The organism is Seonamhaeicola sp. ABD4_340, assembly GCF_056312135.1.
In genome coordinates, this window is sequence record NZ_CM149981.1 from 2,685,344 (window position 1) to 2,701,772 (window position 16,429).

Consider the following 16,429-nt stretch of genomic DNA (forward strand, 5'->3'; position numbering starts at 1 on the left):
TTTCAAAAAACATACCAAAACAAAGGTGTTAATTTGAGGAGTTTTCATTATGTCATTTTGACATAATTGGTTGTTTTAAGTAATATTACAACCACTTTTTTCTTTTAAAATAGTAAAGTAAAATTATAAAAAGGAGTACCATAACGCCCCAAAACACAAAGTAAGCATATTTGTATTGCAGCTCTGGTATGTAGGCAAAGTTCATACCGTAAACACCAGCTATAAAGGTTAAAGGAATAAAAATAGAAGCCATAATGGTTAGCACCTTCATAACTTCATTCATTTTATTACTAATACTGGTTAAATACATGCCCATTAAACCGCCAATAACTTCGCGGTGTAGCTCAATATTTTCAGATACTTGTGTTAAATGGTCATACACATCTTTAAAATAATGTATGGTTTTGTTGTTAATTAAAGCGGTATCATTTTTTTCTATTTTATTAATGATATCGCGTAGCGGAAATACAGCACGCCTAACACGTAAAACTTCGCGCTTTAAATCTTGTATTTCAATGCTTAAATCGTCACTGGTTTTATTGGCAAAAACAGCAGTTTCCAAGTCTTCAATTTTATCACCTAAAATTTCAATAATACTAAAATAATGATCAACAATAGCATCAATGAGTGTGTATAAAAGGTAATCGGCCTGCATGTTTCGTATTCTGCCTTTGGCGTTTCTAATACGGTCTCTTATGGGATCAAAAACATCACCTTCGGCTTCTTGAAATGTAAACACATAATTTTTACCAAGTATAAAGCTAACTTGTTCAGATACTAGTTGGTTTTCACTATTGTAATACAACATTTTTAATACGAAAAACAAATAGTTTTCATGGTCATCTACTTTGGGGCGTTGTGCAATGTTTACAATATCTTCTAAAACTAAGTGATGAAATTCATAGTGTTTACCTAAGTTTTCAATAGCTTCAACATGGTTAAGGCCGTTTAAATTTACCCAACTAACGGTGTTAGTGTTTTTGTAGTTGAAACAATCTTCAATTGTAGCAAGTTGTTTTTCTGTGTAGGCCTCTTTATCAAAATCAAAAGCCTCTAAAGATAGTTGTTCTTTAGCGCGCTCACCAGTGTAAACAACAGTGCCAGGTATTTGTCCTAACTTTTTTTTAGAACGGTATAAACGTTTTCTTGCCATAAATTAAAAGTATAGATTTTAAACTATATCTGAGCCATCATCATATGCAATCTCTTCAATAGCATCTTTTTGAACAAGTGTTACGGCTTTTTGAAGCATTAAGTTGTTGGGGTAAGTAACCAAATCGCCATTCTCTAAACGCAAGTGTAATTGAAAAGAGCGGATGTCTTCAATAATGGCTGTTACAGGAAAATCTTTATCATGAATTTCAATTTTATCGCCTACTTTATAAGGGAAATTAAAAAACATTATAATGCCCGATGTTACATTGCTTAAAATAGACCAAATAGCAAAAAGAGCAATGCCAAGTATTGTGAAAACAGATGTGAAAACAAGCGCCAAATCTTTAAACTCTGCACCTAATATAAACGCTTCAATAAGTAAAGCAATTAAAAATAAAGTAACAGCAACATACCTGCGCATTAACCTAATTCTGGCTAAATTAATACTGTTTTTTTCGGCAACTTTTGTTATTGTGAAATTAGCAATAAACCTAACAACTAAAAGTGATACTAAGAGTATGCCAGATGCAATGAGTTCATGTTTGTAATTAGTAAAAAACATACAAATTATTTTATGTAAAGATAAAGCAGAAGCTTAAATAATTTTAATTTAAAAACAGTGTATCTCTAAGAATTTCGTGCTTATTTTGGTTTTTATTCCAATAGTCTGTTTTTAAGGTTTTTAGCTTTGTGGCTTTGGTGGTTAATATTTGTGCATTTGTGCTAAAGCCACTTTTAAATGTTTCCGTCCAACTTAAAATTTCGTAGGGAAAATTACTATTGAAATTAATGGTTAATTGGCGTTGTAATTCTGGGTAATTTATGGTGTAATTATCAGTATTTAAGGTGGCCGTTGCTTTGTAAGTTTTAATAGGAATGTGGCGCATTCTAGTAAATTCAAAAGCAGGAATAATATTTAAATTGCCGGTTGGTAATGTTTTTGGGTTTATACGAAGCTGTGTCCATAATTCATTTTCTAGAATGGCTTTTTTAAGTGTGAAATTTTTATCGGCTTCACCTTCAAAATATGAATGCGATGTTATTTCAAAATCATTTTTATTGTTTAATTGAGCATATACGTGGCCACACCATTCTTGCATAGAATTTGAAACTTTTATAGCGTGTTGGTTGTTTGAAACGGGGTAAAAAACACTTTGCATTACAGAATATGGGTAAATACCCGTGTTAAATGTTTTAGTAGCGTTTAGTTTTAAAACAGGAATGTTTGATGGGTTTTGGTTATTGGCTTTTACTTGTGCTTTGGGCAAAAAATCTTCAGTAACATAAATTAAAACGGCATGTCCTTTTCTAATTTCTCCATAGCGGGCTTGCTCTAAAGTGTACGATGTAATTTCGGCTTCACCGGCATACCAATAGTTTTTAAAATTATCAGATAGTTTTTGTGGTTCTTTTTTTACTTCCGAAGTTATATTATTTGCTAATATTTTATTTTTGGGTTGTTTGTTGCATGCGTTTAAACACAAACAAATTATTACAAATTGTAAAAAGACTTTCATTTTAAGTGTTTTAGACTTAAAAATACAAAGTTATTGGCTGTTGGCAATGTCATTTAACGTTTTATAAACAAGATGAACCGGCAAACCAACAACATTAAAAAATGAGCCTTCAATTTTAGTAACGGCAATTTCACCAATCCATTCTTGTATGCCGTAAGCGCCTGCTTTATCAAAAGGTTTGCAGGTATTTATGTAATACCAAATTTCGTCATCGGTAAGTGTTTTAAAGGTTACTTTAGTTGTGTTATGAAGTGTTTTTTCAAAGTTTTTTGAAGTAAAATAAACCGATGTTATAACCTCATGTGTTTGGTTGCTTAAAGATTTTAAAATAGCATAAGCATCTTGCGCGTCTTTTGGTTTGCCTAAAGCTTTATTGTTGTGCCACACAATGGTGTCACTTGTAATTAAAATATCGTTTTCTTTTAATTCGTTTTTAAATGGTAAGGCTTTTAATTGGGCAAAATAGTTACTAATTTCAAAATGTATTAGCCTGTTAGGGTATTCTTCTTTAACGGGTTTTAGGCGTATTTCAAAATCTAAATTTAAACCTTTAAAAAAGGCTTGTCTTCTTGGTGAACCTGAAGCTAAAATTATGTGATGGTTTTTTAGTTTTTCGTTAAGCATAGTTGTATAAAAGTAAAGAAAGCACACCAAAAAACATAACTATTTTAAGCATATTACTTACATGTGAGTAGTGTGTTTTTGTTTTAGCATTAAATATTTTAATTGCTGTGTAAATTAATGGACCTAAAACGGTTAATAAAAAGTAAATTACCAAATATTGATGTTTGTATATTTTGTAGACTAAGTAATAAGTTACAGCAACAATGGGTATAATAATTAGGGCAAATAATAGATTTTTAGCTCGTGTTCTACCAATAGCAATGGGTAATGTGTTCATCCCTGCTTTAAAATCGCCGTTAATATCTTCTATGTCTTTAGCTATTTCGCGTGTAAGGTTTATTAAAAAAGCAAAAAAAGCATAGTTTAAAATAGTTTTAAAATATACTAATTGTAGAGACATATTGTATTTGTTAATGGCCGGAAGTAAATCAAAAACACCAACAATTACAAGGCTTAGTGCTACTAACAACGAAACAACAATGTTGCCAATTAAAATGGTTTGTTTTAGGTAGCTAGCATACACATAAAGTAATACTGAAATGACTACAAATAAGGAAAAGAAAGCTGGTTTATCAACCAAAAACGATGTGTAATACCCTAAACCAACACCAATAATATTGAAAACAATAAATAGGGTGAAAGCAGTTTTTTCTGAAATTAATTTACCAACAATTACCTTTTTAGGTTTGTTAATTAAATCGGTTTCCACATCAAAAATATCATTAATAATATTGCCAGCAGCTGCTATAAAAATGGTAGCTAATATTAGTGACATAAACCCAATGGTACTTAAACTTATAGCGGCGCCCAAAGGTTGTAAAAAAGTATATTTAATAAGTAATTGCACAATGGCAATCATGATGAGGTTTTTATAACGGATAAGCTTTAATAAAGGCATTTTAAAGCATTATAAATAAGACATCACACTGTTTATTAAGTAAATAATTGCCCCTAAAATTAGGCTAAAAACAATTAAAAAACCTAATATGGTTTTGCGGGTTCTTATTTTTTCATCATTTCGTATTTTATCTTTAATAAGTTGTTTTTCGGCCTTTGTTAATGTGTGGTGTGTAAAATTTAATTTGAAATGATAATGGGTTTCATCATCTAACTTTTCTTTTAAAGAAGAAAACGCACGGTTTGTACTTTGGTTAAATACATTTTGGTTATTACCAAAACCAATGTAACCAAAACCAGTGGTATGTCTTCTTTTGTTTCTGGCCAAAGCTTTAATTTATTAGTCGTATTTAGCATGGAAATTACCATACCATTTGTTGTGTATTTTTAATACTTGTTCAATAACATCACGTACAGCGCCTTTACCACCGCTTTTATGCGAAATGTATTTTGAAATACCTTTAATTTCTTGAACAGCATCTTGTGGGCAACATGGTAAACCTACCAGTTTCATCACAGGGTAATCAGGAATATCATCACCCATATAAAGCACGTTTTCTAAATTAACATTTTTATTTTGGGTGTAGGTGTTAAGTTGTTCAATTTTATTGTGAGCGCCTAAAAAAATATCTTTTATGCCTAAGCCTTCTAAACGTTTGCGTACGCCTTCATTTGATCCGCCCGAAATAATACACACATTAAAACCTGCATCAACTGCAGTTTTTAAAGCATAACCATCTTTTATATTCATGGTTCTAAGCATGTCACCGTTAGTCATAACAGTAACGCTACCATCGGTTAAAACGCCATCAACATCAAAAATAAAGGTGTTAATGTTTTCAAGGTATTCTTTATAACTTTTATCTTCCATTATGTATTTTTTGAATAGATTTAGTAAGTAAATTATAAATAGCCTCGTGCTCTGGGTTATTCAATATACTTAAATGTTTTTTTATTGTTTTTTTATCGTTACGTTTAGCAGGACCCGTTTGTGCTTTGTAAGGTGATAAATGTTGAACTTTTTTAGCTGTTTCTAAAATTAATGGTTTTAGTAAATCAAATTCGGCACCTTCGCTTTCTGTAATTTCATGGCCAATGCGGTATAATTGATTAGTAAAATTATTAACAAAAACAGCCGCTAAATGCAATACTTGCCTTTGGTCACTATTAACCTTTTTAACAGGACTACCAATAGCCAAAGCCAAAGCTTTTAATATGTGATAGTCGGGTTTGTTAACAGTTTCAATACAAATGGGTACGTTGGCAAAATCTAATTGAGCCGTTTTACTAAAACTTTGCAAAGGGTAAAATACACCGCGTTTGTGTTTTCTGTCTAAATCATGCACATTTACGCTGCCCGATGTGTGTACAACAATTTTATTTTCAAAAGGTAATTGTTCCGATAATTGGGCTACAGCATCATCACTAACCGCTAAAATATACACATCGGCTTCTTTTAAATCATTCAAATTATTGGTAATACTAACGTTATTTTTGTAATGTGTTATAGCATTTAAATTACGATTATACCATTGCTTAACCGTTACATCATTAGCTTTTGTAAAAGCGTTGTATAAATGTGTGGCAACATTGCCTGCACCTAAAATAGTTACTGAAATCATGACGCAAAAATAACTAATAATAGCTAAAATAAAACCGTATTCCCGTATCTTTGTTAATCATGAAAAAAACAGATATTAAAAACAGAAGCGATGTATTCTTATTAGTAGTTTCATTTTATAAAAAAGTAAGAAATAATGAAACATTAGCTCCTTTTTTTAACGAAGCTATTAAAGATTGGGATGCCCATTTACAAAACTTAACCAGCTTTTGGGAATCTAGCTTGTTTTTAAAAACCAAATATTACGGTAATCCATTAAAAGCGCATATTACGGTAGATAAAAACAATAATAATAGCATAACAGAATTACATTTTGGTATTTGGTTAAATCTATGGTTGCAAACGGTAGATGAACTTTTTGAAGGTGATTATGCTGAAAACGCAAAAAGGCGTGCCAGAAAAATGAGCACATTTCTATACATGCATATTTTTCAAGCACGAACACTTAAATAAACAGCGTTTCTTTAAGCAAACTTTAACACTATAAAGTAAACATAAATACGTAAATTTGCAGCACCTTAAAAAAGGGTACAATTATGCAAAAAAAACTCGCTAATATTCTATTTTCAACACGTCTTACTGGTGTATTATTTATTGTTTTTGCCGCCGCTATGATTACAGGCACTTTTTTAGATGCTGGCCAAGAAACTTCACCAACACCCTACACAAGAAATTTAATTTATAACGCTTGGTGGTTTGAGGCTATCATGGGGCTTTTTGTTATAAATTTTGTTGGAAATATATTTAGATACAGGTTATACAAAAAAGAAAAATGGTCAGTTTTACTACTGCATTTAGCTTTCATATTCATTTTTTTAGGCGCTTTTATAACTAGATATATAAGTTTTGAAGGTATGATGTCTATACCCGAAGGCGGTACAGAAAACACTTTTCTTTCACAAAAAACATACGTTACAGCTTACATTGATGGCGATTATGAAATTAACGGTGTTCAACAACGGTTACCATTGCAATATGAAGTAGATTTTTCTAAACGATTGCAAAATAATTTTAAAATTGAAACGCAATACAACAAACAACCGGTTACCATTGCATTAGAAAAGTTTATTGCAGGTGCAGAAGAAGATGTTATACCCAACGAAAATGGCGAATCATATTTAAAAATAGTAGAATCTGGCGGTGGCGGAGCCCATAACCATTTTTTAAAAGTAGGCGAGCAGGCCAGTATTCATAATGTTATTTTTACTTTAAATAACCCCGCTAAAGGTGCGGTTAATTTGTATTTTGAAAATGATATGTTGTCTATAGAGTCGCCTTTTGAAGGCACATACATGACTATGGCCACCCAAGAGCAAGGTGCTTTAATAAAAGACAGTATTCAGCCCTTAAAATTACGCTCATTATACCGTATTGGTAATATGCAAATGGTGTTTCCAAAACCTGTTGTAAAAGGTGTTTTTGATGTGGTTAAAAAACCACAAGTACTTAAAAATGATGAAGATGGTATTGTGTTGAAAGTGACAACTAACGGCGAAACTAAGCGCATTGGCGTTTTAGGAGGCCAAGGTATGTCGCGTCCATTCAAACAAATACAAGTAGGTGGTTTAGACTTTGCATTTCAATACGGCGCAAAAGTTTTAGAGTTGCCTTTTAGTATAAAATTAAACGATTTTAAAGCCGATAAATTTCCTGGTTCAGATATTAATTCAGCATACTCAAGTCAAGTAACCGTTATTGATGATGAAAGCGGTAGTTTCGATTATAAAATATACATGAACAATATTTTAAACCATAAAGGTTACAGGTTCTTTCAATCTAGCTTTTTTCCTGATGAAAGCGGCACAATACTATCTGTAAATCATGATTATTGGGGTACTTTATTCACTTACATAGGTTATTTTATGCTTTATCTTGGCATGCTTGCAATTCTATTTGTAAAAGGTACACGTTTTTCAGATTTAAGAAAGCAATTAAATAAAGTTAAAGAAAAGAAAACTAAGCTTTTAACAGTTTTGTTTTTAAGCTTAGCATTGGCAGGTTTCTCACAAACAACACAACATAATGAGCATGAAGAACATAACCATAATGCGCATACTGCTACACAAACAAAACCAACAAAAGCACAAATAGATTCTATTTTAGCAGCCAATATAACACCAAAAGCACATGCCGAAGATTTTGCACATTTGGTAATTCAAGATTTAGATGGCCGTATGAAACCAGTAAGCACCTACGCCTCAGAAATGTTGCGTAAAATAAGTAAATTAGATACTTATGAAGGTTTTGATGCGCACCAAATTTTCTTATCAATGCAAGAAAGCCCTAGGCTTTGGTATAATGTGCCTGTTATTTATTTAGCTAAAAAGAAAGCCGATACCATTAGGCATATAATTGGTACAAGTGTAGATGATAAATATGTAGCCTTAGCCGATTTTTTTACAGATAAAGGCGCTTACAAACTAGAACCTTTTTTAGAAGATGCCTTTAGTACCAACAAACCAAATGGTTACCAAAAAGAATTGCAAGAGGCGCATAAGCGTGTTAATCTTTTATATAATACGGTTGAAGGTGCATCGTTACGTTTATTTCCGTTACCAAATGATGAAAAGAATACTTGGATTTCATCATACGATTATAAATTTGGTCAGCATAAAATACAAGATTCTTTATACGGAAATTTTATAAAAAACGGATTTCAAGCCTATTTATACACATTGAATAATGCTAAACAATCGGGTGATTTTTCAGAGGCGGAAAAACTTCTTAAAGCCTTTAAAAAAACCCAACATAAATATGGTAGTGAAGTTATGTTGAGTGATGATAAAATTCACACTGAAGTACTATACAACAAATACGATATTTTCAAAAAACTATTTAGTTGGTATATGTACGCAGGTTCATTAATGTTCATTTTACTAATTGTTCAAATATTTAAAGATAAAAGTAAGGTTATAAACCGTTTAATAGCCTTTTTTAAATGGGTAATAGTGGCTTTGTTTTTTGTGCATTTGGGTGGTTTAATTATGCGTTGGTATGTATCTGGTCACGCTCCTTGGAGTGATGCTTATGAATCTATGATTTATGTGGCGTGGTCTACCATGTTGTTTGGTTTAATTACCGGTATAAGCAGAAAAAAAGGTGCTTCAGTTTTAAGTTTAAACAAATCAGGATCAGATTTAACCATTGCAGCAGCAGCGTTTGTAACAGCCATGTTATTAATGATAGCGCATTGGCAATGGATGGATCCTTCAATAGCCAACTTACAACCCGTATTAAATAGTTATTGGTTAATGATTCACGTAGCGGTTATTGTAGCAAGTTACGGGCCTTTTACATTAGGTATGGTTTTAGGTGTAGTATCTCTATTTTTAATGGCGGTAACTAATACCAATAACAAAGCTAAAATGGATTTAAACATAAAAGAGCTTACCATTATTAATGAAATGGCTTTAACAGTTGGTTTAGTAATGCTAACCATTGGTAACTTTTTGGGCGGTATGTGGGCCAATGAAAGTTGGGGGCGTTATTGGGGCTGGGACCCCAAAGAAACTTGGGCACTTATAAGTATCATGATGTATGCCTTTGTTATTCATATGCGTTTAATACCCGGTTTACGTGGCCGTTGGATGTTCAATTTCTCATCGGTAATAGCAATTTCATTTATAATATTTACATATTTTGGCGTTAATTTCTACCTATCTGGTTTGCACTCATACCAATCTGGCCAACAAATAGCAAGTTTTCAAACTATAGCAATAGCATTAGGGTTTGTGGCGCTACTAGGTTATTTTGGGTACAGAGGGTATAATAAGCATTATAAAAAGTAAATTTTTTAATAAGTAAATATGGCAACAGTTCTTTTTTGTGAAGAAAATTCGTAGGTTTGAATAAGAGGTTTTTTATAAAACTTTAATACTAACCATTTTCAACTCAACAACATGAAAAAACTGTTATTTTCAGTATTATTTATTACAAGTTTATGCGCTTTTTCGCAAGAAGCAGTAGATTCTTTAGCATTGCAAGAAGCTCGTTACGCCTTTGTTTTAGATAGTATAAACAAATCATTTACTTATCAAACAGGTACTATTGAATTAGGCGAAGGTTTAGTTACCTTACATGTACCGCAAGGCTTTAAATTTTTAGATAGCCAACAAAGTCAGCGCGTTTTAACCGATTTATGGGGAAACCCACCAAGCAAATCTATGGGGTTATTATTCCCTGAAGATATGACACCTATGCACGATCATTTTACATTTTGTGTTGAAATTGATTATGCTGAAGAAGGTTATATTGATGATGAAGATGCTGAAGATTTAGACTATGATGATTTACTTGAAGAAATGCAGGAAGATACAAATGCCACTAACAACGAGCGCAAAGAACTTGGTTACCCAACTGTACAGCTTGTTGGTTGGGCATCAGCACCGTATTATGATCAAGAAAACAAAAAATTACACTGGGCTAAAGAACTTAAGTTTGATGATGCCGATGTAAACACATTAAATTACAATATTCGTGTTTTAGGCCGTAAAGGATACCTTAATTTAAATGCCATTGGCGATATTTCAATGCTTAACAATTTTAATTCAGATAGAGATAAAATTATTAAAAGTGTTGAGTTTACTCCAGGAAATCGTTATTCAGATTTTAACCCAGATATAGACCAAGTTGCAGCATACGGTATTGGCGGTTTAATTGCCGGTAAAATATTAGCAAAAGCAGGCTTTTTTGCCATAATTTTAAAATTTTGGAAATTTATTGCCATTGGTGCAGTAGCGCTTTTTAGTGGTTTCAGAAAAAAAATATTTGGAGAAAGAAAAGAAGTTTAATTACCTGTAAATCAGATAAAAATAAAAAATAACAGAAATATTATTAATAATAAGTGACCTATAATAAAAACAAGTGTCTTAATTCATAACAAACCAAATAGCTGTAGGCTAAATTTTGAAAACCCTAAAAAACATTAATAAGCTATCCGATGAGGATTTGGTAAAAGCAATTGTGAAAAACAATGACACGTTGCTTTTTGAAATACTGTACGACAGGTATTCACACCTGGTGTACAATAAATGTTTTGGGTTTGCAAAAGATGCAGATGAAGCTAAAGATTTAACGCAAGATGTGTTTTTAAAACTCTTTGTTAAATTAGCTAGCTTTAAAGGAACCTCAAAATTTTCAACATGGTTGTATGCCTTCACATATAATCATTGTGTTAATTTTGTAACCAGAAATACAGCTAAAAAGTTTGAAAAACAAGCTGTTGATTACGCTGATATTGAAAATGTATCAGAAGATGAAGAAGATGATAACAGTTTTGTAAATATGAAAGTTGAGCAATTAAAAGTAGCTTTAGAAGAAATTTCACCCGATGAAAAAATGATATTGCTACTTAAATACCAAGATGGCCTTTCTATAAAAGATTTAGTAAGTGCCTTAGGTATTGGTGAGAGTGCCGTTAAAATGAGAATTAAACGAGCAAAAGATAAGCTAATAACCGTTTATAACGAATTGTATGGATAATCCATTTAAATACGTAAATACACCCCTAAAAGAAGTTCCAACGGAACTTAAAGGGAAGGTTATGAATGATATTGCCATGGCAAAATTGTTAATGGAATTAGCTGCTCTATTCTCATATAATATTGGCGATATTATAGAGTCTGTTATTAATCAAAGAGATAAAAACACCAAAAAATAACCTTAACTTAATTTAATAGCATGAACAAAGTAACAGAATACAAAAACATAGCCATGGAATCTTTAAGAGCTATGTGGTTAGAAATAACTAAAATGTTTCCAAGTATTATTGGAGCATTAATAATATTAATAGTAGGTTTAATTGCCACAAAATTAGTAGTTAAACTCATCAAAAAAGCGTTAAAATTAGCCAAAGCAGATAAGCTTGATGATAAATTAAATGAAATTGAAATAGTTGAAGGCAAAAAATTAAACTTCAACACCGTAAAAATAGTGTCAAATTTTGTTAAATGGGTAATGTATATCATGCTCATAATCATGGTGTCTGATATTTTAAATCTTACCATGATATCACAACAAATAAGTGATTTATTAGCCTATTTACCTCAATTATTTGCTGCTGTTGTAATTTTTACCATAGGTTTAATTTTAGCAAATACCATAAAAAAAGCATTAAAATCATTTTTTGAATCTATGGATTTGTCTGGTGGTAAAATGCTAAGTCAAATAGTATTTTTTATCATTTTAATTTTTACATCAATAACAGCCTTAAACCAAGCAGGTGTAGATACTGAAATTATAACAAGTAACTTAACATTAATACTAGGCGCATTATTATTTGCTTTTGCTTTAGCGTTTGGTTTAGGTGCACAAAAAGTAGTTGGCGATTTATTAAAAACATTCTACGCCCGTAAAACATACGAAGTTGGTCAAATAATTGAATTTAAAGACATTAAAGGTGAAGTTGAAGCTATAGACAATATGTGTATTACCTTAAAAACACCCGAAGGTAAATTAATTATACCAATAAAAGATATTACAGAGAGTCAAGTAAAAGTGCAAAAATAGCTTTAAGTTAGGGTTAAAATTTGGTTGGTTACTTTTTGTAATTTGAAAGACTCTCTATAATTCCCTTTCTATTAATTTAGAAAGGGATTTTTTTATTTCTTCATATAAAACAGTAATTTCATAAACTATAAAATTGTTTTAAATGAAGTTTATAACATCCATAATTTTAGTTTTATTAGTTTGTTTTACAGCAAATACCCAAGCAACAATACCTTCAAATTACAAACTAGTATATGTTCAAGATTTTGAACAACCCCAAGCAATACATGATTTTGAAATGACTGATGCTGAGGTTTGGCGTGTTTCAAAAGAAAATAATAATAGTGTTTTAGAACTTTTTAATCAAAGTAACTACAAGCCAACAGTTCGTTCGCCATTTAACATAGCTTTGCTTAAAACAATTCATTTTGAAGATTTTATTTTAGAAGTGAAAATGAATCAAAATGGGCGTGAATATCCGCACAGAGATTTATGTTTAATTTTTGGCTTTAATGATGCTTCAAATTTTTATTATACACATATAGCATCAAAAGCAGATAAACATGCGAATAGTATTTTTATTGTGAATGATGCCCCACGCATAAGTATTGCTAAACAAAGAACAAATGGAACTAATTGGGGAACAGAAAATTCATGGCACTCTGTTAGAGTAGTTAGAAAAGTAAAAGAAGGAGTAATTGAAATTTATTTTGATAATATTGAAACTCCCATAATGCGTGCCACAGACACTCATTTTAAAAAGGGTTATATTGGTTTAGGTTCTTTTGATGATGTTGGCAAATTTGACGATGTTAAAATTTGGGCGCCAAAACTTGCAAAAGAAAAGTAAGGTGTTTTTAAATAAAATGATAACAACAAAAAACTACAGTTACAATTCATCAAATAGAACGACTTTAATATCTGGAAAGTGAAGGTTTAATTCTTCTTTTAAACCAACAATATGAGAAGCTCCAACAAATAAAACATTTTTTTCAAAACCATTATTTTTTATTTGATTACCCAGATTCATAGCAAAACGCCTGTTTCTTTGGTTGAAATAGTCTACAGCTTTTACACAGTTTGTGTTTTTTTGATTTGAAAACTTTAGTCCACTTAAACTATCAAGTAATTTTAAGTGCTTCATTTTATTGTTTATAATTCCATATCTACCAACTATAGAAGGAAATATTTCTCTGAAAAATATTTTTTTGCTTAGTTTTTTTTCTCGTTTTTCAAATTTAGAATTAGCCATTTCTTTATCACAGGCATACCAATATTTATGGAATTCACCGTTGGTTTGTTGGTCATCGGCGCTGTATATTTTTTTATGATGTAATTTTAAGGCTAATTTCCTAGATAGTTCGTAATCTTCATTTCTTTTAGATTTTTTGTGTCCCTCAGGATAATATTTTTGAAGATACTGATAATAAAAATAGTTAGCATAGTCGCATTGGTGAGCAAATGATAGTAATATGTTTTTATAATTTTCAGTGGTTAATTTGTCAAAATCTATTGTAAGCCAATAATGTAAAGAGTCTTTGTTAAAATTAAATGTTTGTTTTACTTTTTGCGAATACTTGTAAAAATTTTTTAAACTTTTACTGTAACCATTTTTTAAATATGCCCAACTTAAGGAATCATCAGGCATTGCATTTTCAACAAAAATTGCATCGGGCTTATATTCTAATGTTTTTTTAAAAAGAGGTTTGTAACTGTTTTTTAACAGTTTTGGAACTTCATGCATTGTTGCAACAAGAAGAATTTCTTTTTTTTGAGCGTTTAGGTTTGTGATAATTAAAATAAAAAATAACAATAAAAGCTTTCTCATTACATAATAATTAAATGGTGTTGATGGCTTAAAAAATGTAATCTTTTACATTTACCTAAATTTAAAAAATATGCTTAAAAATTAGTATATCTTATATGAAATTTAATATTGTATGTTGTTTAAAACAAATCATTTAAAATTTTAGCCAACCTTATACCTGCAATTTGTAATTGTGATCTTACGGTGCTAAAGTTTTTGTATGAATAGCTATATTTTAAATTAGCATTTGGCGATACGTTATTGTAAATTTCTCTTGTTAGTTTATGTGTTTGGTTAACCCAATCTATAATTGTGCCTTTTTGTATGTTTTTAATGGTTTCCTTTGGTAGGTAACTAGCGTTATCTGCTAGCTCAGAATAACTCATGCCATAATGTTCAATCATTTCGGTGTCCCAAACTTTATGTAGATTAGAGTCTTCATAAAACCATTGCACTTTAAAATCGTTTCCGCCTTTATCTTCGGCTAAACCAACGTGCATTGGTTGGTGTAAATCTCCAACTAAATGTATGAGTAATTTTAAATAAAATGCCTTGTCTTCATTACTTGAAGTTTTATTTTTAATAACAGAAATGCATTGCTCAATACCGCTAACTAAATCGCCTTTAGGGTTACGTTTAGTAGCATCATAATCGGCATCCATTGGCATGTTAATATAATGCCAGGTGTAAAATGCATCATATCTGCGGTCAGATTTAATTTCATCGGCAAATGTTGATGTGAAGGCTAAAGATTCTCTATTTAATAATTTCTTAATGGCTTTTTTAGTTTTATGCTTTAAATATTTACTTGCAATTTCGCCAACAACTCTGTGTCCTTTAGCTCCCCATTTTGGTTCATGTGTAGCGTATATGTTAGTGTTTAAGCAAACTAATAAAGCAAAGGATGTAAATAGTTTTAATGTCATAATGAAATATTAAATGGGTTTTTTAACGCTTTTTTCTTCGGTTAGCATTTTTATCGCCGCGTGTTTTAGGTTTTTTATATTTTTTAGCAATTTCTCGTCGGTATTTGCCGCCTAAGTTTTCTTTTCTGTTTTTGTCTTTTTTTTCATGAAAAGCAGGCCCAGGAGCATCATCATCGGTTTTTTTAGTTGGGTTATTGCGTTCTCGTATTTGTGGGCGTTCTTCTTCAATTAATTCTGTAGAAATTTCAACCATTTCAGGAATTTCAATCAAAGGAATTTCCATGTTCATTAAAGCCTCAATGTTTTCAATAGCTTCTTGCTCTTTTTCCGTAGAAAACACGAATGCTGTTCCTTTACGTTCGGCTCTACCAGTTCTTCCAATGCGGTGCATGTAGTTTTCAGGATAGTCTGGAGTATCAAAATTTATTACATGCGATACGTTATCAATATCTAACCCGCGCGCCATAACATCGGTCGCTATTAAAATTCTATTGTGTCCTTCTTTAAACTGTTCTATACTTCGTAATCTGTAGTTTTGGGTTTTGTTAGAATGAATTACACATAATTCTTCTTTAAAATGTTCATCTAATTTTTCAAATAAACGGTCTGCCATTCGTTTATAAGCCACAAAAATTAAAACTTTATTAAATGTTTCGGTATCATTTAAAAGGTGTATTAATAAATTTACTTTAGTGTAAAAGTTTGGTACCTTGTATTTGTTTTGTGAAATATTTTCTAAAGGTGTACCAGAAACGGCTATAGAAATGCGTTCTGGATTTCTAAAAAAATCAGTTATAAGTTCATCAACATCTTGCGTCATGGTTGCAGAAAACATGATGTTTTGTCGACGTTCAGGCAGCAAATCAAAAATATTAATGAGTTGATGTCTAAACCCTAAATCTAGCATAACATCAACCTCGTCAATAACTAATTTTTGAATAGACTTTAGTTGTAATACACGGCTTAAAGCTAAATCATACAACCTACCAGGAGTGGCTACTAAAATATCTAAACCTTGTGCAATAGCTTGTTTTTGTGTGTTAATATTTGTGCCGCCATACACACCTAAAACCCTATTGTTAATGTATTTTGAAAGCTTTTCAATTTCTTCAACAACCTGTACCACTAACTCTCTTGTTGGTACTAAAATTAAAACTCTAGGATTTTCTTGTTTTGAAAACTTTAAATTTTTCAAAATAGGTAACATATAAGCAAACGTTTTACCGGTACCCGTTTGCGCAATACCAACCACATCTCTACCAGAGCTTACTACGTTAAAAGCTTTGGCTTGAATGGGTGTTGGTGTTGTAAAGCCTAAATCATCTAAGGCATTAAATAAAGGTGTGTTTAAATTTAAATCTTGAAACGTCACAGTTTGTTGTTTTAGGCAACAAAG

General features: G+C 31.2%; 18 protein-coding genes. 7 read left to right on the forward strand and 11 right to left on the reverse strand.

What is annotated here, in order from left to right:
• Positions 1 to 85: 85 nt before the first annotated feature.
• From corA to ACYX4H_RS11675, 8 genes are read right to left on the reverse strand one after another with little or no spacing between them, the layout of a single operon-like run.
• A complete protein-coding gene (gene corA, locus ACYX4H_RS11640; RefSeq protein ID WP_476236432.1) occupies positions 86 to 1,153 on the reverse strand; it encodes a magnesium/cobalt transporter CorA in 1,068 nt (355 codons plus the stop codon).
• 18 nt (positions 1,154 to 1,171) lie between these two features.
• Complete coding sequence (locus tag ACYX4H_RS11645) at positions 1,172 to 1,717, reverse strand: mechanosensitive ion channel domain-containing protein (RefSeq protein WP_475295950.1); 546 nt, start codon at positions 1,715 to 1,717, stop codon at positions 1,172 to 1,174.
• A 43-nt stretch (positions 1,718 to 1,760) separates the two neighbouring features.
• Complete coding sequence (locus ACYX4H_RS11650; protein ID WP_476236434.1) at positions 1,761 to 2,672, reverse strand: septum formation inhibitor Maf; 912 nt, start codon at positions 2,670 to 2,672, stop codon at positions 1,761 to 1,763.
• A gap of 30 nt (positions 2,673 to 2,702) precedes the next feature.
• On the reverse strand, positions 2,703 to 3,296 hold the full coding sequence (locus ACYX4H_RS11655; RefSeq protein ID WP_476236436.1) for a Maf-like protein: 594 nt from the start codon (positions 3,294 to 3,296) through the stop codon (positions 2,703 to 2,705).
• Positions 3,289 to 4,194, reverse strand: coding sequence for a geranylgeranylglycerol-phosphate geranylgeranyltransferase (locus ACYX4H_RS11660; RefSeq protein ID WP_476236438.1), 906 nt, complete (start codon positions 4,192 to 4,194; stop codon positions 3,289 to 3,291). The genes ACYX4H_RS11655 and ACYX4H_RS11660 overlap by 8 nt, the downstream gene beginning before the upstream one ends.
• Before the next feature lie 9 nt (positions 4,195 to 4,203).
• Complete coding sequence (locus ACYX4H_RS11665; protein WP_476236440.1) at positions 4,204 to 4,521, reverse strand: hypothetical protein; 318 nt, start codon at positions 4,519 to 4,521, stop codon at positions 4,204 to 4,206.
• A gap of 12 nt (positions 4,522 to 4,533) precedes the next feature.
• Positions 4,534 to 5,064 carry a KdsC family phosphatase gene (locus ACYX4H_RS11670; protein ID WP_475295955.1) on the reverse strand — a complete coding sequence of 177 codons (531 nt, stop codon included), beginning with the start codon at positions 5,062 to 5,064 and terminating at the stop codon, positions 4,534 to 4,536.
• A complete protein-coding gene (locus ACYX4H_RS11675) occupies positions 5,054 to 5,815 on the reverse strand; it encodes a Rossmann-like and DUF2520 domain-containing protein (protein WP_476236442.1) in 762 nt (253 codons plus the stop codon). The genes ACYX4H_RS11670 and ACYX4H_RS11675 overlap by 11 nt, the downstream gene beginning before the upstream one ends.
• 59 nt (positions 5,816 to 5,874) lie before the next feature.
• On the opposite strand from ACYX4H_RS11675, the gene ACYX4H_RS11680 reads away from it, so the two are divergent.
• The 7 genes from ACYX4H_RS11680 (at position 5,875) to ACYX4H_RS11710 (ending at position 13,150) form a co-directional block, all read left to right on the forward strand.
• Positions 5,875 to 6,267 (forward strand): group III truncated hemoglobin, encoded by a 393-nt coding sequence (locus ACYX4H_RS11680; protein ID WP_476236444.1) that lies wholly within the window; start codon positions 5,875 to 5,877, stop codon positions 6,265 to 6,267.
• Between the two features lie 83 nt (positions 6,268 to 6,350).
• Positions 6,351 to 9,602 (forward strand): cytochrome c biogenesis protein CcsA, encoded by a 3,252-nt coding sequence (gene ccsA, locus ACYX4H_RS11685; protein ID WP_476236446.1) that lies wholly within the window; start codon positions 6,351 to 6,353, stop codon positions 9,600 to 9,602.
• A gap of 111 nt (positions 9,603 to 9,713) precedes the next feature.
• Positions 9,714 to 10,604: a DUF2167 domain-containing protein gene (locus ACYX4H_RS11690; protein ID WP_476236447.1), complete on the forward strand. Its 891-nt coding sequence runs from the start codon at positions 9,714 to 9,716 to the stop codon at positions 10,602 to 10,604.
• Between the two features lie 115 nt (positions 10,605 to 10,719).
• The gene (locus tag ACYX4H_RS11695; protein ID WP_476236448.1) at positions 10,720 to 11,295 is read left to right on the forward strand and encodes an RNA polymerase sigma factor; all 576 of its coding nucleotides are present in this window, start codon (positions 10,720 to 10,722) and stop codon (positions 11,293 to 11,295) included.
• Positions 11,288 to 11,473 carry a hypothetical protein gene (locus ACYX4H_RS11700; RefSeq protein ID WP_475295961.1) on the forward strand — a complete coding sequence of 62 codons (186 nt, stop codon included), beginning with the start codon at positions 11,288 to 11,290 and terminating at the stop codon, positions 11,471 to 11,473. Before ACYX4H_RS11695 ends, ACYX4H_RS11700 begins: the two co-directional genes overlap by 8 nt.
• A 20-nt stretch (positions 11,474 to 11,493) precedes the next feature.
• Entirely contained in the window at positions 11,494 to 12,321 is an 828-nt protein-coding gene (locus ACYX4H_RS11705) for a mechanosensitive ion channel family protein (protein ID WP_476236449.1), read from the forward strand.
• Positions 12,322 to 12,463: 142 nt separating this feature from the next.
• Complete coding sequence (locus ACYX4H_RS11710) at positions 12,464 to 13,150, forward strand: hypothetical protein (protein WP_476236450.1); 687 nt, start codon at positions 12,464 to 12,466, stop codon at positions 13,148 to 13,150.
• Positions 13,151 to 13,189: 39 nt separating this feature from the next.
• On the opposite strand, the gene ACYX4H_RS11715 is transcribed toward ACYX4H_RS11710, so the two are convergent.
• The 3 genes from ACYX4H_RS11715 to ACYX4H_RS11725 form a co-directional block, all read right to left on the reverse strand.
• Positions 13,190 to 14,128, reverse strand: coding sequence for a DUF5694 domain-containing protein (locus ACYX4H_RS11715; protein ID WP_476236452.1), 939 nt, complete (start codon positions 14,126 to 14,128; stop codon positions 13,190 to 13,192).
• Between the two features lie 119 nt (positions 14,129 to 14,247).
• Positions 14,248 to 15,033, reverse strand: coding sequence for a S1/P1 nuclease (locus ACYX4H_RS11720; RefSeq protein WP_476236453.1), 786 nt, complete (start codon positions 15,031 to 15,033; stop codon positions 14,248 to 14,250).
• 22 nt (positions 15,034 to 15,055) lie between these two features.
• Entirely contained in the window at positions 15,056 to 16,405 is a 1,350-nt protein-coding gene (locus ACYX4H_RS11725) for a DEAD/DEAH box helicase (RefSeq protein ID WP_476236454.1), read from the reverse strand.
• Between the last annotated feature and the right edge of the window lie 24 nt (positions 16,406 to 16,429).